Annotated in this window: 26 protein-coding genes; 3 read left to right on the forward strand and 23 right to left on the reverse strand. The window is 54.2% G+C overall.

Annotated features, from left to right (window positions below; genetic code table 11):
- Positions 1–391 precede the first annotated feature (391 nt).
- The 20 genes from rplO to rpsJ all read right to left on the reverse strand — a co-directional run bounded on the left by rplO (position 392) and on the right by rpsJ (position 10,818).
- Positions 392–898 carry a 50S ribosomal protein L15 gene (rplO, locus tag ABX962_RS09890; protein ID WP_339937240.1) on the reverse strand — a complete coding sequence of 169 codons (507 nt, stop codon included), beginning with the start codon at positions 896–898 and terminating at the stop codon, positions 392–394.
- Positions 899–964: 66 nt separating this feature from the next.
- The gene (gene rpsE, locus ABX962_RS09895) at positions 965–1,492 is read right to left on the reverse strand and encodes a 30S ribosomal protein S5 (protein ID WP_339937644.1); all 528 of its coding nucleotides are present in this window, start codon (positions 1,490–1,492) and stop codon (positions 965–967) included.
- A 45-nt stretch (positions 1,493–1,537) separates the two neighbouring features.
- A complete protein-coding gene (rplR, locus tag ABX962_RS09900; protein ID WP_339937239.1) occupies positions 1,538–1,906 on the reverse strand; it encodes a 50S ribosomal protein L18 in 369 nt (122 codons plus the stop codon).
- Between the two features lie 49 nt (positions 1,907–1,955).
- The gene (rplF, locus tag ABX962_RS09905; protein ID WP_372718941.1) at positions 1,956–2,501 is read right to left on the reverse strand and encodes a 50S ribosomal protein L6; all 546 of its coding nucleotides are present in this window, start codon (positions 2,499–2,501) and stop codon (positions 1,956–1,958) included.
- Positions 2,502–2,631: 130 nt separating this feature from the next.
- Positions 2,632–3,030 carry a 30S ribosomal protein S8 gene (gene rpsH, locus ABX962_RS09910; RefSeq protein ID WP_008703506.1) on the reverse strand — a complete coding sequence of 133 codons (399 nt, stop codon included), beginning with the start codon at positions 3,028–3,030 and terminating at the stop codon, positions 2,632–2,634.
- A gap of 22 nt (positions 3,031–3,052) precedes the next feature.
- Complete coding sequence (locus tag ABX962_RS09915) at positions 3,053–3,238, reverse strand: type Z 30S ribosomal protein S14 (RefSeq protein WP_081614327.1); 186 nt, start codon at positions 3,236–3,238, stop codon at positions 3,053–3,055.
- 86 nt (positions 3,239–3,324) lie between these two features.
- Entirely contained in the window at positions 3,325–3,903 is a 579-nt protein-coding gene (gene rplE / locus ABX962_RS09920; RefSeq protein ID WP_372718944.1) for a 50S ribosomal protein L5, read from the reverse strand.
- 96 nt (positions 3,904–3,999) lie between these two features.
- Entirely contained in the window at positions 4,000–4,347 is a 348-nt protein-coding gene (rplX, locus tag ABX962_RS09925) for a 50S ribosomal protein L24 (protein ID WP_339937225.1), read from the reverse strand.
- 110 nt (positions 4,348–4,457) lie between these two features.
- The gene (gene rplN / locus ABX962_RS09930) at positions 4,458–4,826 is read right to left on the reverse strand and encodes a 50S ribosomal protein L14 (protein ID WP_339937223.1); all 369 of its coding nucleotides are present in this window, start codon (positions 4,824–4,826) and stop codon (positions 4,458–4,460) included.
- Between the two features lie 121 nt (positions 4,827–4,947).
- A complete protein-coding gene (gene rpsQ, locus ABX962_RS09935) occupies positions 4,948–5,286 on the reverse strand; it encodes a 30S ribosomal protein S17 (RefSeq protein WP_372718946.1) in 339 nt (112 codons plus the stop codon).
- Between the two features lie 31 nt (positions 5,287–5,317).
- Positions 5,318–5,527 carry a 50S ribosomal protein L29 gene (gene rpmC, locus ABX962_RS09940; RefSeq protein WP_372718948.1) on the reverse strand — a complete coding sequence of 70 codons (210 nt, stop codon included), beginning with the start codon at positions 5,525–5,527 and terminating at the stop codon, positions 5,318–5,320.
- 73 nt (positions 5,528–5,600) lie between these two features.
- Positions 5,601–6,017 (reverse strand): 50S ribosomal protein L16, encoded by a 417-nt coding sequence (rplP, locus tag ABX962_RS09945; protein WP_372718950.1) that lies wholly within the window; start codon positions 6,015–6,017, stop codon positions 5,601–5,603.
- Positions 5,956–6,666, reverse strand: coding sequence for a 30S ribosomal protein S3 (gene rpsC, locus ABX962_RS09950; protein ID WP_339937216.1), 711 nt, complete (start codon positions 6,664–6,666; stop codon positions 5,956–5,958). The genes rplP and rpsC overlap by 62 nt, the downstream gene beginning before the upstream one ends.
- A 94-nt stretch (positions 6,667–6,760) precedes the next feature.
- On the reverse strand, positions 6,761–7,120 hold the full coding sequence (gene rplV, locus ABX962_RS09955) for a 50S ribosomal protein L22 (RefSeq protein WP_339937214.1): 360 nt from the start codon (positions 7,118–7,120) through the stop codon (positions 6,761–6,763).
- Positions 7,121–7,151: 31 nt separating this feature from the next.
- Positions 7,152–7,424, reverse strand: a complete 273-nt coding sequence (gene rpsS / locus ABX962_RS09960) for a 30S ribosomal protein S19 (protein WP_339937211.1) — start codon at positions 7,422–7,424, stop codon at positions 7,152–7,154.
- A gap of 77 nt (positions 7,425–7,501) precedes the next feature.
- Positions 7,502–8,362 carry a 50S ribosomal protein L2 gene (gene rplB / locus ABX962_RS09965; RefSeq protein WP_008699431.1) on the reverse strand — a complete coding sequence of 287 codons (861 nt, stop codon included), beginning with the start codon at positions 8,360–8,362 and terminating at the stop codon, positions 7,502–7,504.
- Positions 8,363–8,441: 79 nt separating this feature from the next.
- Positions 8,442–8,762 (reverse strand): 50S ribosomal protein L23, encoded by a 321-nt coding sequence (gene rplW, locus ABX962_RS09970; protein WP_339937208.1) that lies wholly within the window; start codon positions 8,760–8,762, stop codon positions 8,442–8,444.
- Between the two features lie 100 nt (positions 8,763–8,862).
- Positions 8,863–9,513 carry a 50S ribosomal protein L4 gene (gene rplD / locus ABX962_RS09975; RefSeq protein ID WP_339937206.1) on the reverse strand — a complete coding sequence of 217 codons (651 nt, stop codon included), beginning with the start codon at positions 9,511–9,513 and terminating at the stop codon, positions 8,863–8,865.
- Between the two features lie 8 nt (positions 9,514–9,521).
- Positions 9,522–10,175, reverse strand: coding sequence for a 50S ribosomal protein L3 (gene rplC / locus ABX962_RS09980; protein WP_345327090.1), 654 nt, complete (start codon positions 10,173–10,175; stop codon positions 9,522–9,524).
- Between the two features lie 316 nt (positions 10,176–10,491).
- Positions 10,492–10,818 carry a 30S ribosomal protein S10 gene (rpsJ, locus tag ABX962_RS09985; RefSeq protein WP_081614220.1) on the reverse strand — a complete coding sequence of 109 codons (327 nt, stop codon included), beginning with the start codon at positions 10,816–10,818 and terminating at the stop codon, positions 10,492–10,494.
- A gap of 321 nt (positions 10,819–11,139) precedes the next feature.
- Here rpsJ and ABX962_RS09990 point away from each other — a divergent pair, with 321 nt between their 5' ends.
- Positions 11,140–11,484 carry a DUF2752 domain-containing protein gene (locus tag ABX962_RS09990; RefSeq protein WP_372718964.1) on the forward strand — a complete coding sequence of 115 codons (345 nt, stop codon included), beginning with the start codon at positions 11,140–11,142 and terminating at the stop codon, positions 11,482–11,484.
- Between the two features lie 226 nt (positions 11,485–11,710).
- Positions 11,711–12,391, forward strand: coding sequence for a hypothetical protein (locus ABX962_RS09995; RefSeq protein ID WP_372718954.1), 681 nt, complete (start codon positions 11,711–11,713; stop codon positions 12,389–12,391).
- Between the two features lie 511 nt (positions 12,392–12,902).
- Here the strand turns inward: ABX962_RS09995 and ABX962_RS10000 are convergent.
- A complete protein-coding gene (locus ABX962_RS10000; RefSeq protein ID WP_372718956.1) occupies positions 12,903–14,705 on the reverse strand; it encodes a hypothetical protein in 1,803 nt (600 codons plus the stop codon).
- Positions 14,706–14,915: 210 nt separating this feature from the next.
- Between ABX962_RS10000 and ABX962_RS10005 the strand changes: the two genes are divergently transcribed.
- Positions 14,916–15,923 (forward strand): hypothetical protein, encoded by a 1,008-nt coding sequence (locus ABX962_RS10005; RefSeq protein WP_372718958.1) that lies wholly within the window; start codon positions 14,916–14,918, stop codon positions 15,921–15,923.
- A gap of 43 nt (positions 15,924–15,966) precedes the next feature.
- Here the strand turns inward: ABX962_RS10005 and ABX962_RS10010 are convergent, their stop codons facing one another.
- Positions 15,967–17,334 carry a DUF1501 domain-containing protein gene (locus ABX962_RS10010; protein WP_372718959.1) on the reverse strand — a complete coding sequence of 456 codons (1,368 nt, stop codon included), beginning with the start codon at positions 17,332–17,334 and terminating at the stop codon, positions 15,967–15,969.
- An 87-nt stretch (positions 17,335–17,421) separates the two neighbouring features.
- Positions 17,422–17,890, reverse strand: a 469-nt coding sequence (locus ABX962_RS10015; protein WP_372718961.1) for a DUF1553 domain-containing protein, incomplete at its 5' end; no start/stop codon positions are given.

Raw genomic sequence — 17,890 nt, forward strand, 5'->3', positions numbered from 1 at the left:
GCCGCATCGCCCATATTGGTCGCGATCATCGGCAATGGAATGTGGAACCCGATTCGATACACCGCCAACAGACCAATCGTCAGCAGAACCTTCTTGCGAAGCTCAGGAATCGAAAAAATGATTCGTAGTTTCTCAAACATACGTCTAGGCAATCTCAGAGTGTGGGACAGGTCTTTGCATACAAGCCTGCCTAAATCCTAATGGCAACCTTTTCACAAAAAGGCCACCCCACGGTGTGAACGAAACGCGGTTCACAAACCACTATCGGCGGAGTCTACCGTTTATGCGGATTTCGAGCGATAGGGAAGTGAGTGGTCGTCCATGAAAAAAAGGGTGAATGCACGCATCCACCCTTTTTCTCTAGTTTCTAATTACGGTTCCTGGCAACAGGTTACGCTTTCGCGGCCGCTTGCTTCTTCAAGTCCGCGACGCGTTCTTCCGGAGCACGCTTGGCAACCAACTTGTTAATCGTACCACCGGCAGCGGTGATCTTCTCTTCGGCCGATTTACTGAAGCGGTGAGCCGAGACCGTTAATTTCTTGGTCAATTCGCCGTCACCGAGGATCTTGACTTCGTCAAAGGTGCCCTTGGCAAGGTCCTTTTCAGCCAACAACTTCAGCGTGACTTCCGCACCATCTTCGAACGCCTCGTTCAAGCGGCCGACATTGACAGCGAATACCGACGTCGCAAAGCGGTTGTTGAAACCACGCTTTGGAATGCGACGGAACATTGGCATTGCACCGCCCTGGAAGTTAGGCTTACGGCTATAACCGCTGCGGCTCTTGTGTCCCTTGTGGCCACGGCCGGATGTTTTGCCGGTACCGCTACCAGGTCCACGACCAATTCGTTTTCGGTTGCGGTGCTTGGTTATCCCGCGGTGCACGTCGTTAAGGTTCATGACGAAATCTGAATCAATTTCTTATGGTGATCGTTGTCTAGATAGTCGGCGATTTGTGAGACCGTTTTATACGGTCAATTCGTCGAGTTCCACGCCTCGCAGAGCAGCGATTTGCTCGCGAGTACGTAGCTTGGAAAGTGCATCGATGGTCGCTTTGACCAAGGTGACTGGATTATTGGTTCCGTACGACTTTGTCAAAATATCGTGGATGCCCGAGGCTTCGCAAACCGCACGCACGGCTTGACCCGCGATGATACCGGTACCTGCTCCGGCGGGGATCAACAACACCTTCGCCGCACCGAATTGGCCCCAAACTTGATGAGGGATACTTCCTTCGACAAGCGGAACTTCGATCAAGCTGTTACTAGCTTGTTTTTGTGCTTTTTGGACGCTCGGTGGAACTTCGTTGGCTTTGCCGTAGCCCCAGCCGACTTTGCCTTTGCCGTCGCCGACAACAACCATCGCCGCAAAACTGAAACGTCGACCACCTTTAACAACGGCAGCACAACGCTTGATCTTGACGACGCGATCCAGCAAATCACCGAGATGATTCTCTTCGCCCGAATTACGCTTGTTTCGTGGTCCGTTACTAATCGTTCTGTCCTCAGGAAATGATTCTTTATCTACTCAGATCAAACTTTAGAACTGCAGTCCAGCTTCACGAGCGGCAGCAGCAAATGCTTTCACACGTCCGTGGTACTTGTTGTGACCGCGATCGAGTTTGACCGCTGTAACGCCGGCCGACGTAGCGCGTTCGGCAATCAATTTGCCGATCATCGCAGCGGCATCACTGTTTCCGCCATTGCTGACACTATCGCGAACGGTTTTGTCGCGGGTGCTCGCACTGACAATTGTCTTACCTGCTTCGTCGTCGACCAATTGGCAACTGAAATGCTTGAGTGATCGTTGAACGCAAAGTCGGGGGTGGTCAGCACTGCCACGCAATTTGTTGCGGACGTGATGACGTCGACGTAAACGTTTCTTTTGAAGCTTCTTGTTCTTGTCCATCGTTCTATTCGCTAGCTCTATGCCTAGTTTTATGTTTGACGCCGTTTGACTACTTCGTAGCCGACTTACCAGGCTTGATCTTGACGTACTCGCCTTGGTATCGCACACCCTTGCCCTTGTAAGGTTCCGGTGTACGGCATGCTCGCACTTCGGCAGCAAATTGGCCGACGCTTTGCTTGTCACAACCCTGGACAACGATATGCGTTTGGTCAGGGCAGGTTACTTGCAGATCGCTGGGGATCTTACGCTGCAGTTCGTTCGCGTAACCGACTCGCAACTGCAGCACATCGCCTTTGATTGCAGCCAGATAACCGACGCCGACAATCTCGAGTTTCTTTTCGTAACCTTTGGTCACGCCCTCGATCATGTTCCTGACGATTGCCCGGGTTAATCCGTGCAATTCGCGAGAAGTCCGCTCGTCGTTGTCACGGGTGACAACCACTTCTTTTGCGTCTTCGTTTACGGTCACGGTCACTTCGTCGCGATGCTCGAACGTCAACTTGCCCTTGGGGCCTTCTACTTCGATGACGTTGCCGTTAACAGCTACTTTCGCGCCACTGACGATTTCAACCGGCTTTTTTCCGATACGGCTCATGGTTATGTCTTCGTTATCTGCGGTATTGTCTGCAACGAGATCAACACCGTTTGACTGCACAAATGGTTGGTTGGATTAACTTCGCGTCCGGCCCGGGATGATCGCATCACGCGGGTATCGGAATGCGATGTTAGGATACTTCGCAAAGCACTTCGCCGCCGACCTTGTCGCGACGAGCTTCACGATCGCTGATTACGCCTTTACTGGAACTGATGATGCTGATGCCCATCCCTCCGAGTACCGGACGCAATTCTTTGCTGTGGCTGTAAAGCCGGCGACCTGGTTTGCTGATTCGCTTGATCGATTGGATCACGCGTTCACCGTTCGGGCCGTACTTCAGTTCTAGGCGAAGGGTTGGCGAAGGATTTTCTTCGTCGACTTCCTTCCAATCCCAGATGAATCCTTCGCGTTTCAGGACGTCTGCGATACCACGCTTTACGCGGCTCGTAGGAATGTCCACATACGGCTTCTCAACGCGTACTGCGTTGCGAATTCGTGTCAGCATGTCGGCAATTGGGTCTGTCATCATAGTTCGTGTTCTCCCCTTTGAATTACCAACTGGCCTTGCGAACGCCTGGGATCAACCCAATGTTGGCGTTTTCGCGAAAACAGATTCTGCACAAACCAAACTTGCGATACACCGATCGAGGTCGGCCGCAAAATTTGCAGCGATTCTCTTGTCGAGTGCTAAATTTTGGCTTTCGGGCGGCCTTCGCGATTTTCGATTTACTTGCCACGGGCGCTGGTTCCGTTGATTAATTCAGGGTCTTTGTTTTGATTCGTAATATTAGGTCGGCTGGGTCCAACTCGTCGAAGCGTGACTCTAGGCCGCGTCTGTCGATTTCTTCTTCTCGGCCTTGAACGGCATTCCGAACTCGGCCAATAGGTCACGGGCTTCGTCGTTCGTACGTGCCGAAGTAACGATCGTGATGTTCATCCCTTGCGGACGAGTGAACTTGTCAGGGTTCAACTCCGAGAACACCAACTGCTCGCTCAAACCAAGCGTGTAGTTTCCACGGCCGTCGAACGCGTTGCGGTTGATTCCGCGAAAGTCACGAACTCGTGGCAACACGATCGAGATCAAACGATCTAGAAATTCGTACATCCGTTGGCGACGCAAAGTGACCATGCATCCGATCGGCATGCCTTCACGCAAACGGAACCCCGCGATGGACTTGCGAGCCAGCGTGAGCACAGGCTTTTGGCCTGCGATCTCCGTCATGGCTTCGATTGCCAAATCGAGCACCTTCTTGTCGCCGGTTGCCGCTCCGACACCCATGTTCAACGTGATCTTTTCGATTCGTGGAACTTGGTGTGGGTTCGCGTAGCTATGTTTTTCGACCAACGCTTGGCGTACGGTCTCTTCATAGCGAACTTGCATTCGTGGTTTGGAATCAGCCATTTTGGCTCAGCTACATCTAATGTGTTGAACGGTTGTATTGTTTGCTTTAAAGCCGCCGCACAGGGCGACTTCGAACGATCTGCGGTGCGACGAACACTACTTACTAGCGTATTGTGCTCGTGCGGGAGCCACTTTGCCCAACGCTGCACCACTCTTTTTGGCGTAACGCTCTTTGCTGCCGTCTGCCAAGTAGCGAACGCCAACACGGGTGGGGGTGCCGGTGGTTGGGTCAATCAACATCACGTTGCTTGCCGAGATCGGCATCTCTTTGTTTAGACGCCCACCTTGTGGATTCTTCTGGCTGCGGCGAACGTGCTTCCAAACTCGGCCAGCACCTTCGACAACAACCTTATTTTCTTTACGATCGATCTTCAGGATCTTTCCTTTGTGCCCTTTGTCGGCACCCGCCGTCACCTGGACTTCATCATCAACGCGGAAAAACATGGCTAATCTGTACTGGGTTAAAAATTTGGATTGCTTAATCTACCGTGGTTTTCTAGAAAGCCAAGACTCCGAAGGACTTCTGAGCCCCGAATCTGGCGACTTTCCCTTTGTTAAACCACTTCGTTTGCCAAACTAACAATCTTCATGAAGCTTCGATCGCGAAGTTCGCGGGCCACCGCACCGAAAATACGTGTTCCGCGAGGCGCCTTGTCTTTGTCAATCAACACGACTGCATTGGTGTCGAATTTGATGTAGCTGCCGTCGGGTCGACGCGTTGGCGTTTTGGTACGAACGATTACCGCACGTACAATCGCCTTTTTCTTGACTTCGCTGCCAGGAATCACGCTTTTGACGCTGCAGATAATCACATCACCGACACCAGCGAAACGGCGGCGTGTGCCTCCGAGTACTTTGATGCACATCACTTGTCGAGCACCGGTGTTGTCGGCAACTTCGAGACGGGATTCTTGTTGGATCATGATCTATCGTGGCCCGAGGCCATTCCGCTACTAAACGAAAATTGTATGGGGATTTAACGGCATTGTTGCCGCTTGCCTGAATTCAAGCGGATCCTTTTGGGGATCGCTCCAACCCAAAGCATTACGCCTTGTCCGGCTCACCTGCGTGAGTCGCTTCCATGGCTTCCGCTTCGGCCGACGCCTTGCGAGCTGCACGTAGTGCCGCCAAGTCGACGTCTGTGCTCTTTTCAAGCACGCGTACTAAACGCCATCGCTTCAGCTTGCTGAGTGGTTCGGCTTCGATGATCTCAACACGATCGCCAGCACCCGATTCGTTGTTCTCGTCGTGGACGTAACAAATCGTCCGACTGCGAACATACTTCTTGTACTTAGGGTGTTTGACGACACGGTTGATCTCGACACGACGAGTCTTGCTCATCTTGTCGCTGGTCACGGTTCCGGAAACGACGCGCTTTGGCATAGGTCTTTAGTACCCGCTTGCAGACGGGAAATTAGGAGTTAGTTGTGTTCGCCTTGGCACGTTCGGTTTGGATCGTTTTGATCCGTGCGATCGTGCGGCGGTTTTTTCTGATTTCGCTAGGAGTGTTGAGGCGTTCCGATTGCGACTGGAACCGCAAACGAAACAGGGTCTCACCCGCTTCTTTTGCTGTTGCTTCCAGCTGATCGTCGCTCATCTCGCGAAGTTCGGTTGTCTTTGTCATAGCTTTGAAATGTCTTAGGTGTTAGCGAACTCTTTGCGGCGACCATCGATCTGGCCGCCGCCTCTGACTCACATTAAGCAGTGCGTCGTTCGACAAACCGAACTTTGACCGGCAGTTTGCTCGCCAAACGAGCGAAACAAACCTTGGCTTGTTGTTCGGTTACACCACTGAGTTCGTATAAAATGGTTCCCGGCTTCACGACCGCGGCCCAGAAGTCTGGCTCTCCCTTACCTTTACCCATCCGAGTCTCCAGCGGAGTGCGGGTCACTGACTTGGTTGGGAAGATTCGGATGTAAAGCTTTCCTTCGCCGCGGACGTATTGCTGGGCAGCGATACGACCGGCTTCAATCGTCGTGGCCCGGATCCAACCCGCATCTAGCGATTGGATGCCGTAGTCACCGAAGACGACTGTGTTGCCGCGCGTCGCGTTACCTTTTATGCGACCTCTTTGGCTTTTTCGATGCTTGACCCGCTTGGGCATCAGCGCCATCGGATTCGTCTCCGTAAGTACCTTGATTAATCCAAACCTGAATCCCGATGTGCCCCTGTGGCGTCATCGCTTCAGTCGTTCCGTAGTCAATTTTTGCTTGCAGGGTGCTCAACGGAATCGAACCCGCAATTTGTTTCTCGCGGCGAGCCATTTCAGCTCCACCAAGCCGGCCTGCCAATTGGATCTTGATCCCCTTGGCTCCGGCATCCATCGTCTGTTCAAGCGATCGCTTCATCGTACGACGAAAACTTGATCGTTTGGCCAGCTGTTGTGCGATGTCTTCGGCCACCAATTGAGCTTGCAGCTCGGGGCGACCGACTTCTTCGACCTTCAAGTTGATCCGGCGTCCGATCAAGTTTTGCAGCTCAGCTTGCAGGATCTCAATTTCTTGACCCTTCTTGCCAATGATCAAACCTGGTCGTGCGACGTACAACATCACTCGAACTTCGTCTCGCGTTCGCTCGATCTCAATGCGATCGATCCCCGCGTTCTTGTATTGTGTCTTTTTGGGATGCTTGGTGATGAATTCTCGCAACTTGCGATCTTCCACCAACAGGTCCGCAAAGTCCTGCTTCGACGCATACCAACGACTATTCCAGCCGCGGGTTACGCCTAGTCGAAACGCAATCGGGTTGACTTTTTGACCCATAACTTAGGACTCGTGTGTTCTTTCTAACGGGATTGGTATGATTTCGCCGCTGCTGTCGCTGGGCGAAGCAATCGATTCGTCAAATTTGGTCGGGTTAAACTTCGTCAATCGGCGTCAAGCCAACGTGAATGTGGCTGCTTCGCTTCTTGATCATGAACGCGGTGCCGCGAGCACGAGGCCGAATGCGTTTGAGCATAGGACCGCCGTCGATGCGGACGTCTGTCAGCACCAATTCTTCGATCCGATGGCTGCGGCCGTCGTTCTGGTCGGGATCTTGTGCATTGCCGATTGCACTTTTGATGCACTTCTCAAGCATCCGTGCCCCACGTTGGGGTTGGAACTTCAGTGTGTCGAGTGCTTCGTCGGCGTACATGCCTCGGACCAAGTTCGCCAGAAGACGCACTTTCTGTGCGCTGATTCTCGCGTTCCGGTAATGTGCTGTGAAACTTGCCATAACTTATCTCGTGTTCGGTTACACCAACGTGTTACTTTTTGCCGCCCTTGCCGCCGTGACCCTTGAAGGTTCGCGTCGGAGCAAATTCGCCTAACTTGTGTCCAACCATGTCTTCGGAAACAAGCACCTTCACATGCTTGCGGCCATCGTGAACCATGAACGTGATGTTCACGAACTCAGGCACGATCGTGCAAGCACGAGCCCAAGTCTTGATTGGTTCGGCACGTGCACCTTCGAGTTGCTTTTGGACCTTGAAGAACAACTTCGGGTCGACGAACGGGCCTTTTTTGCTGCTGCGGCTCATAAATCAATCAATTTCAAAATGCCAGGTTCAAACCAACAGTGCTTTGAACCCAGAGGAAAGTGTTCCTGGTGAATGTCTTACTTGTGTAGCTTCAACTGGCCATAACGACGACTCTTGCGTCGACGTACGATCGAGCTGTTGCTTGGTTTGCGTTTCTGGCGAGTCGCTCCACCCTTGGCACTCTTGCCTTGAGGGCTTACTGGGTGACGACCACCCTTGGTTCGGCCTTCACCACCGCCGTGCGGATGGTCGATCGGGTTCATCGCAGTACCGCGAACATGCGGGCGACGTCCGAGCCATCGTGAACGACCTGCTTTACCAAGTCGCACGTTCATGTGGTCACTGTTGCCAACCTGACCAATGGTCGCTCGGCAAACACTTGGAATACGACGGATTTCACCGCTTGGCAATGAAATTTGAGCCCAATCCGCTTCGCGTGCCATCAGCGTCGCTTGCGTTCCCGCGGATCGGCAAAGCGTTGCTCCGCGACCGGCACGCAATTCGATGCAGCAAACCGAAGTTCCCAGTGGGATAAACTTCAGAGGCAGGCAGTTCCCAACGACGGGCGCGGCTTCAGGGCCATTGTGTACAGTGTCGCCAGCTTTTAGGCCAGCAGGTGCGACAACATAACTCTTTTCGCCGTCAGCGTATTTCAGCAATGCGATACGCGCCGAACGATTGGGGTCATATTGGACCGAGTCAACGACCGCAGGCATGCCATCTTTCGCACGGCGAAAGTCAATGACGCGGTACTTTTGCTTGTGACCGCCACCGCGGTGACGTGCTGTGATCTTCCCCTGGTTGTTGCGGCCGCCCGTTTTTCGCTTCGGTCGAAGCAAATTACGCTCTGGCTTGGCACCAGGAGTCAAATCGGCAAAGTCGCTTACTGACGCGTTTCGGCGTCCAGCACTTGTCGGTTTGTAGACTCGGATTCCCATGATGATTCAGTCAGCAGTTAACAGTTTGCAGTGGTCAGTTATGTTCGATACAGCAGCGATGATGCTGCCGTGGTGTGTGCTAGAAGAAGTCGATGCGGTGATCTTCGCCCAGCTTGACAATCGCCTTCTTCCAGTCCGCAGTGCGGCCGGCTCGGAAACGATAGCGTCGTGTTTTGCCCTTCCGCGTCTGCGTGCGAACCTTTTCAACCTTAACGTTGAAGAGAGTTTCGACAGCCTTTTTCACGTCCAGCTTGGTAGCGTCGCGGTGAATTTGGAATGCGTATTGGTTGTTTCGGCTTGCCCGGTGAACCCCTTTTTCGGTCACGAGCGGGCGTAGCAGAACCTGGTGAGGTTCTAGCTCGATCGGACTTGTGGGTGCGGGTGGTGTGATGTGTGCCATGGTTTCTTCGCTCGGCTAATACGTTGTTTGTTCTGCAGTTGCGACTGGTCGATCCGTTGTTGTTCCCATCGGATCGATCGCGTGCGGAAGAGCTTTCGCTCTACTCGGCACTGGCTTGCGTGCCAGCGAATGTTCCGTCTTTGATCTTGTCCATCGCGTCTTTGGTCACCAGCATCCGCTTGGGACGCAAGATTTCCAACGCATTTAGGTCGCGAACCGGGTGGACGCTCACACCTTGGATGTTGCGGCCGCTCTTGTAAACAACCATGTCTTGGTCGGCGGTAGCAACCAAAGTGCTCGAGCCTTCAAGACCCAGTGCCTTCAAGATCGTGGCCATTTCTTTGGTTTTTGGCTTCTCGAAGCCCAGGTTGTCAATTACCAGCACTTCGCCGTCGTCAATCTTCGAGCGGATTGCCATGCGAGTTGCCAATCGCACTGCCTTTTTGGGCAGACGGTAGCTGTAATCGCGAGGCTTGACCGTTCGTGCAACACCACCGCCGCGGCGAACGTTGGTTCGCTTGCTGCCGGCACGAGCGTTGCCCGTACCCTTTTGGCGGTACATTTTCTTGGTCGTGCCGCTCACTTGGCCGCGAGTACGAGTGTTGTGTGAACCTTGGCGTTTGTTGGCCTGGTACATCACAACCACATCGTGCAACAACTGCTTGTTGACGCGGTTGGCGATTGTTTCGGTATCGATATCGTACTGACCGACTTCGCTGCCGGTAGCATTGTAAATGGTTAGAGATGCCATCGGATGCTTTAACCCACCTTGTTAGTTTGGCGGACCGAAACGAAACCACCATTAGGGCCAGGAACAGCACCACGGACGAGCAACAAGTTGTTCTCGGCGTCGATGCGGACCAGTTCCAGGTTTCGTACAGTCGTCTTTGTGTTGCCGTATTGACCCGCCATTGCGAGGCCCTTGAAGACGCGGCTCGGTGCTGCGGAACAGCCCGTGCTACCCGCGTAACGGTGACACTTCTTGACACCGTGCGACGCTCGTTGACCTGCAAAGTTGTGTCGTTTCATGACACCCGAGTAACCGCGGCCTTTGCTGGTGCCGGTAACGTCGACTTTTTTGACTTCGGCGAACTGGTCAACCGTCACGGTTGCACCAACTTCGAGGTCGCTTTCGCCTCGGAATTCGCGGATGTATCGTTGCGGCTCACATCCAGCCTTGGCAGTCGCTTCAACGCCAGCGGCGGCGCGACTCTTGCTTCGCTTGCTGTCCAGCTTAGCGACATGGCCCCGCTCACTGCGGATCGCCAGGCGGCGTGGCTTGTCTTCGAATCCCAATTGAACTGCTCGGTAACCGTCACGCTCTTCGTTGCGAAGTTGCAGGACATGGCAAGGACCCGCCTGGATAACCGTTACCGGTACCGACGTGCCGTCTTCCAGGAAGACCTGAGTCATCCCGACCTTTCTGCCGAGAATTGATGGTGACATATCTTTCATCTCGCCCCGTCATTCCGCGGGACGTCCGTCGTTCGTGTTTTGGAACCCAAGATCGTCGAGACGAACCTGCAAAGCCTGAGATGCGTCGCAGCTTAAGTGCGAGGCAAGACGCTGTGGTTATCGACTCGACTTCCGTTCATTTCGGAAACCGTTGCTTCTTAAAACTGAGTGCAAATTTTGCCGGGGAACAACCAACGAAACGCTAGAGGGTTTCGGAAGAGCTGCCCTTGTTTTGGACAACAGGCAGTTCCGCTCGGCGATTGACCAGTCGGCTTTAGCGTGCTGATGCCTTGATTTTGATATCAACACCGGCCGGAAGGCTTAATTTGTTTAGTGCTTCGATCGTCTTGGCGGTCGCCTGGACAATGTCAATGAGACGCTTGTGCGTCCGGATCTCGTATTGTTGACGAGATTTCTTGTTTACGAAAGGGCCCGACAATACCGTGTATCGCTCAATGCGAGTCGGCAATGGAATCGGTCCATGTACTTCGCTGTGTGTACGCTTTACCGTATCGACGATTTCCTGTGCGCTAATGTCCAGCACAGAGTGATCGTATGCTTCCATACGAATTCGGATAACCTCACTAGCACCGGCTGACACGATCGCAAGTCCGTCGAAAAATAGGGTAAGGGATGTTGTTTTGTTGTCGTCATGCCTGGCTGTTGTTTCGCTAAGCCAAGCACGCTAGAACACTCTTGTCCCGGAGCGGATATTCGCCCAGGTGGAAGGCGGAGAATTTACGTGCGATTTCGTTTTGCGTCAACGGCTGTTGAACGTTTCGTGAAAATTCTTTTCATTTTCTCTTTCAGTTAACACGCTACTTGGCGTGGATCTGCAGTCTTGGAGCTGGTTTTGCTGGTAAAACGTGGGCTATTACGGGGATTTACACTGTTGGTCGGGATCGTTCCGCTTTGCTTGTTAATGACAGCAAGTCAACTTCATCCGAGTGAACAGGGGCTTGGAACGCATCAACAGCTCGGTCTTCCCCCTTGCTCGTCCCGAATTCTCTTTGGAATTCGCTGTCCGGCATGCGGGATGACCACCTCTTGGGCCCACTTTACCCAAGGGCATTGGTGGCAAAGTGTCCAAGTGAATGTGGGCGGATTCTTACTCGCGATTGTGGCCTGTTTCGTCGTAGTGGTGTCGGCGGCGTGCTTTGTAAATCCCAATCTGGATCTCATGCGTTATCAAAAACCGGCGGGAATCGCCGCGTTGGGAATCACCTTGATCACGCTGCTTGATTGGCTGTTTCGGCTCAATCAATGACTTTCTGTCTCGCTCCGCACGCGGATGAGTGATCTGATTGCTATCGGCGGTCGAGCTGGCAGAATCCAGCGATCGTTTCAGAATTAAAAAATCGGTGTGGCGATAAGTCGGTGAAAAAGCGTATGCACTGATTTTGACACTGTTTGCTTTAATATGAATCGCGTTGTTTGCCCTGCCTGGCGTAGCCGGGGGCATCGGTTCGGTGATGCGAAAGGATTCGCTAAAAATGACTAAACCCAGATTCGCCCGTTCTGCAGCCACCGTTTCCGGTCTGGGGCTGCTGCTTTTGATGCTGTTGGTGACGCAAACCGGGTGCTTGGGGTTGATGTCCAACTTCATCCATGCCGTCGGTGCGGATAAAGTCCCAGCGGACTACAAGGATGCGAAAAAACTCCAAAAATGCCGGCTTGCCATCGTTACACTCGCGGACAATAGCGAGTATTCCGATAACATTTCGGCTCGTCTTTTGAGCCGTTATGTCGGCGAGATTTTGACGCGAGAGCTGTCCGATGTTCGTCTGGTCCGCGAAGATGAAATCGCCGATTGGCGAGACAGTAACGGTTGGGATAAAGTTGACTTTGCGGCGATCGGCAAAGGGGTCAAAGCCGACAAAGTGATCGGGATCGAACTGCGGAATCTGCGGCTTCGCGATGGAGCCACGCTGTACCGCGGTCGGTCTGACGCCAGTGTGGTTGTGATGGATGTCGCCACCGGCGAGGTGCTTTATCGTCGTGATTTGGACGAGTACACCTATCCAACCACCGCAGGACAATACACCAGCGAAACCACCGAATCTCGCTTTCGCAAACTGTATCTGGGCATGCTCGCGACCCAGATCGGCCGATCGTTCCACCCCTACGATTTCAGCGACACCATCGCTATCGATGGTGCAATCGCTAGCCAGTAAACGCGACCCAATGCTCAGTCGTGATCAGTGCTGAACAATCCGGCTGCTGAACAATCCGGCTTTCCTTCAAACGAGCGGGTTGAGGGGAGCGGGGCGGCGAGGGGCCTGGACCGCTCAAGCTTTGATGGCGTGGTGATTTTTGGACGCGGCAGCTTTCTTTTCTGCCACCTCTCCACCAACTTCCGAGACTGCTGATTTTGCTCGCCATCATCGTTCGGCTCGCGCCCAACGCCGTCTAGTATGTTACTGAACGGGGGCATTTGTAGCGGTGCGGCGCAGCCCGCCTGGTCGAAATCGAACGTTTTTCCACGCAGCTACCGGACGCCTTCGCCGTACCGCTAACCAACGAAGTGGCGTTGAGATCGCGCCAGACGTGCAAGAAATGGCTCTCGAGTTCCGACGGTCGCTGCGGTTGCCCCACGTTAATAAACACAGCAAATAACGCAGCGTTGGCAATCCCCGCATGGCTCGAGAGCGATTGCATTTTCGGGCCCTGCTGAACCCGCAGCCGCTATTGCAGGTCATCCAGCGATGGCAGCATGTCCGCAGCAGCAGCTGGCTCTGCCGCAGCAGCAGCTGGCTCTGCCGGAGCCGCTGGGGGCGCCGGCGCAGCGACTGCCGCCGCATCAATTGCGGCGGGTTTTGCGATGTTTTCCGCCGCGTCCCGTGGGGGATCGATCGCGGTCGCGTCGGCATCCACTGCGATGCCGGCCAACTCCATTTCTTTGGCTTTCGCTCGCTCGATTTCAATCGCGGTAGGGCCAGCCATGTCTTTCAAGACGTCGATTTGTACCGTCAATCCTTCGATAAACAGCGGTTCATCCGACTTGGATTGGTCGTTTAAGGCTTCGACAACGACCTGCATGGCCGCCAGCCATTCTTCGACAATCACTTTGTCTTTGGCGTCGACCGATGCTAGCAGTCCAGCAGGCGTTTTAGGGATGCCTAAGCTTGGGGCTCCGCTCGCACCGACGTGCAATTGTTGGATGATGTGCAGCAGTCGTTTACGGGATGCAACCACCTCGGGTTTCTGCGGAATTGCAACGGGCGCCATGGACATTCCCATTCCGTATCCTTCCATCATTTCCATGCCCATATCGCTTTCCATCCCGTAGCTTGAATCCATGCTCATGTCCATCCCCATGTCGCTTTCCATGCCTCCTGAGGCCATCATTCCACGGTCCGATCCTTCCATTCCGTCCATACCGTCCATTCCCATCCCCATTCGTCCCCCGCTCGGTTTGGGCGGTTCGTCGGTGAGCCGCAGATGCGAATCAGGCGTGGAGGGTTGGATCGCAGCTTGCCGAGGGCGTTCGAGCGATTTGAGTCGTTTGACTTCGTCTTGAAGTGCTAACCAAACACGTGCCGACCAGCTCTCAAGCACGTCGCTGGGCGAAGCGACTTGGCCCTTTAACTCCTTCATCTTTCCTGCACGAGCAGCAGAATAGACCGCGATCATGTTGGGGCGGCTCTGATCCGTACTGATGCTGACCAGCTTTTTTGCCAAGTCCGGAGACGCACTCGTGCGGGCATAATCGAGAATGTCGACCGCGTAACGCTGTAGAAACGCATGGGCTTGTTCACTGCGATTCGGCGGAGCCGGAGCGTCGAGAAGCTCGGTCATTAGTTGGGTGATCTTGGTCCGTTGATTATCGTTGAGCCTAGAAAAACCGTAGGTCACATAGCGACGAATTCCATGCAAAGCGGCCGCGCGAATCCCTTCGGCGTTGTTCTCGTCCTCGTACAAGTTGATCAGAATCGGAAGCGAGGACGACAGCGGCACAGGGGGCTGTTGCTTCAGCAGATCCGCGGGATTCATGTCCAATCGGCCCAATACCAGCGTCGCGTTGATACGAGCAATCGGAGAGTAATTACCCTCCGCAATCGGTTTCATCCCCAAATATACCCACTTCAAGATTTCGGTCCCCGCTGGGGCCCCGCCTCGCTGCGCACGGCTGAGGTATCCCATCATCTCTTGAACGCTTTGCGAGACTTCCTCTAACGCATCGGGCTGAGTCATCTTGGCAGGCAGATAGGTCCTGAAATACACCTCGGCCACCCGTTTTTCCGCGAATGCGTTGATGTCGCCACGGTGGCTGGCAAAAGAGCCGGCTGCGCGTTCCATCCGCTTGACTGTCGACTCTTTCTTGAAAGCATCGTTCATGGGGATCGTATCGAACTTTGCTTCTTGCCCATGGACTTGCACCCCAAAGTAGCCCATCGCCGCCACCAAAATCGCCAAAAACAAGGCGACAAGGCGTTCATGGGAGTGCGGATGCGACGAGTCGATATAGGTTGTCGCGCGATGAATCATTCAATTTACCCGTGAGATGCGATGCACACCGTTGAAATCGATGTGGCCTGAGATGAGTTGGTTTGCTCTATTATCTCAGACGCAGGGGCGAAGCGTCAAACAATTCTCAAGCTCCGGAGCGAGAAAAAACGTGAAAAGGGAACAGTTGAGCTGGCAAAACCTGTTTCACTGAGCTATTTCACGTCTGAAATCAACTCGTTGTTTTGGTGAATGATGAATCAACCGGCTAAAAAGTCTTCGCAGCAAAGCCATCGCTCCTCAGGCAAGCCGGCGGCAAGGTCGTCCCCCGCCCCTGCGACACGAAATGCCGCCAAGCCCAAACAATCGGCTGGGTCGGTGGCGGCAAAACCAAAGTCTCCCTCGGCCCAACCGGTTCGCGAGCGGGCTGCGGCCCCCTTTGCCGTTGGGGCCGCTGCCGTCGGCGGCATCCATCCGATCCCACCGCGTGATTCCGCAGTGCTACAGCGTTTGGCTGACGAAGTCGCCTCGCGCCGCTTCACCACCACTCAAATCCACGCCTGGCAACGCGAGATCTATGACCAAACGCTCTCACTGAGCCGTTTGATCAGCCGCCCGAACTTCACCAAAGTCGGGCGTGATGACTTGGTGCGAATGATCCAAATGTACGACGAGCGGTTCTTTGCTGGGAAAATTCTGCCAACCGCCCGCGCCGAAGGATTGTCGTTTGGTTTCTCGTCACGGATGACGCGAGTGGCCGGCAAACTAGTCACTCATTATCCCCACGGCATCAATCGGCAACGGAATTTTGAACTGATTCTCTCTTCCACGTTGCTGTTCCAGACGTTCGAGGACGTGGATCGACCCGTCGAGGTGACAGGCCGCGTTTGTCGCAATCGACTCGAAGCGATGCAGCGGATTGCCGAACACGAGTTCACACACTTGGTCGAAATGCTGATTTGGAACAGCGGGAATTGTAACGAAAAACGCTTCCAATCGATTGCCAGCCGCTATTTTGATCATCGCGATTATCGGCACGATCTGATCACCCAACGCGAACGCGCATTGATCAAGTTTGACGTTCGCGTCGGAGACCAAGTTCGCTTTGTACACGATGGACACAACATGCTCGGACGCGTCAATCGCATCACGCGGCGGGCAACAGTCTTGGTCGAAAATCAGAAAGGACAGCGGTTCAGTGACGGCGGTCGCTATGTTCGCTACTACGTGCCGCTCGAAAAATTGACCAAGGTAAGCTGATCCACTGTTATGCGTGGTGTAGCGTCCCTTTCATGAATCTTGACTACACCAAAATGTCCTCGACGACACGGCCTGCAACATCGGTCAAGCGGAAATCGCGACCCGCGTAGGGGTACGTCAAACGTGTATGGTCGATCCCGAGCAAGTGCAAAAGGGTGGCATGCAGGTCGTGCATGTGAACGCGATCGGTGCGAGCGTAATAGCCAAAATCATCCGTTTCGCCATAGGCAAACCCGCTTTTGACGCCGCCGCCGGACAACACCATCGTAAAGCCTTGAGGGTTATGGTCGCGTCCATTTTTGCCTTGCACCACCGGCGTTCGGCCAAACTCGCCACCCCACACGACAAGCGTTTCGTCCCACAAACCACGGCGTTTTAGGTCGCGAATCAGCGCTGCAACGGGAAGATCCGTCGCCGCCGCGTTTTTGTTGTGACCGTCTTTTAGGTTACCATGCTGGTCCCACACTTGACCGCTGCTAACGCTGATGAACCGCACGCCCGCCTCGGCCAATCGACGCGCCAACAAGCATCCACGACCAAACGAATCGGTCGTCTTTTCACCGATCCCGTAATCGCGTTGTGTTGCCGCGGACTCATTGTTCAAATTTATCACCTCGGGTGCAGCGTTTCGCATTCGTGATGCCAAGTCGACCGCTTCGATCGCTCCTTCGATTTCACGATCGACGCCGCTGCGGGCCAAATGCCGCTGGTTCATTGCTTGAATCAGATCGAATCGTTCACGTAATGACGCTTCGTCTTCGCGGCTGTCGAGGAACGGGATCTTGCCGTCGCCGAACCGCCCGTTGCGTCCGATCACGGTCGCTTGGTGCATCGCCGGCAGAAACGCGGCGCCGTAATTGCGCGGTCCGCCATGTGCCGTCGCTGGCGAGATCGCTACGTGCGCCGGCAAGTCGGGATGACCGCTGCCTAACGCGTAACTGATCCACGCTCCCACGCTCGGGCGTACCAGGTTGTCGCTGCCGGTGTTGATCATGCCGACCGCTTGGCCATGCGATTGCCCCTTGGTATGCATGCTGCGGATGACGCACATCGAGTCGATTTCGGACGCCATGTGTGGCAGCAAATCGCTGACCCAAAGTCCTGATTCGCCACGTCGTTTGAATTTCCATGGGCCGTTCATCAGTGTCGGCGCTGCGTCGATGTTGGCGGGCAACGCAAACGGCAGCGGCTTTCCATCCTGCTTGGCCAACATCGGTTTGTAATCGAATGTATCGATGTGACTCGGTCCGCCATGCATGAATAAAAAAATCACACGTTTGATTCGTGGTGGCACATGAGGCGTCTGGATTGCCGCGGCACCGCATGACGAAACAAGCGATGGTGCTGTGACTACCAGCGAACCCAGTCCGATACTCGCCGCGGTATGGAAGCGTCTTCGAGAGATCGTCATGTTCGAACCTTTTGCGTTGCTTGTCGGATGGATTGCAGGGGGGCCGCTTCAAATCGCAGCGGCCAGAGGAGTTACCGAATGTAAGTGCTAATCGAGTAAACGGAATTCCGTTGCGGCGAACATCGCGGCAACAAATGCATGCCATCGTGAAGCGGAGTCTTCTTCGCCGGCGAAAAAATCAGTGGCCAATCGATGGTCCTCTGCCGTTGGTATCCGCTGGAAACAGCATCGATAGGCGGCTTCGATTCGCGTCGGAAAATCACGGTGTTCATTGCAGATTCGCTCCGCCGTCGCCTCGGACCATTGATTGATTTCAGGACTATTGATCAACACCAATGCTTGACCCGGCACATTGGTGGTCGGACGTTTTCCGACCAGCAAATCCGGATCGGCTGCGTCCAACGCGGTTAATAACGCCGGCACATAACCGCGAACCACCGGCATATACAGCGTGCGGCATGATTGGGAAATTGATCCAATCTCGGAGTTGCTGTCGCTATTGTTATTCGAAACCAATACCCCCATCCCCTTCATCGGTTCAAAGCGGGGAGTGCGA

The sequence above is a fragment of the Novipirellula sp. genome, from assembly GCF_041583735.1.
In the GTDB taxonomy this organism is placed as follows: domain Bacteria; phylum Planctomycetota; class Planctomycetia; order Pirellulales; family Pirellulaceae; genus Novipirellula.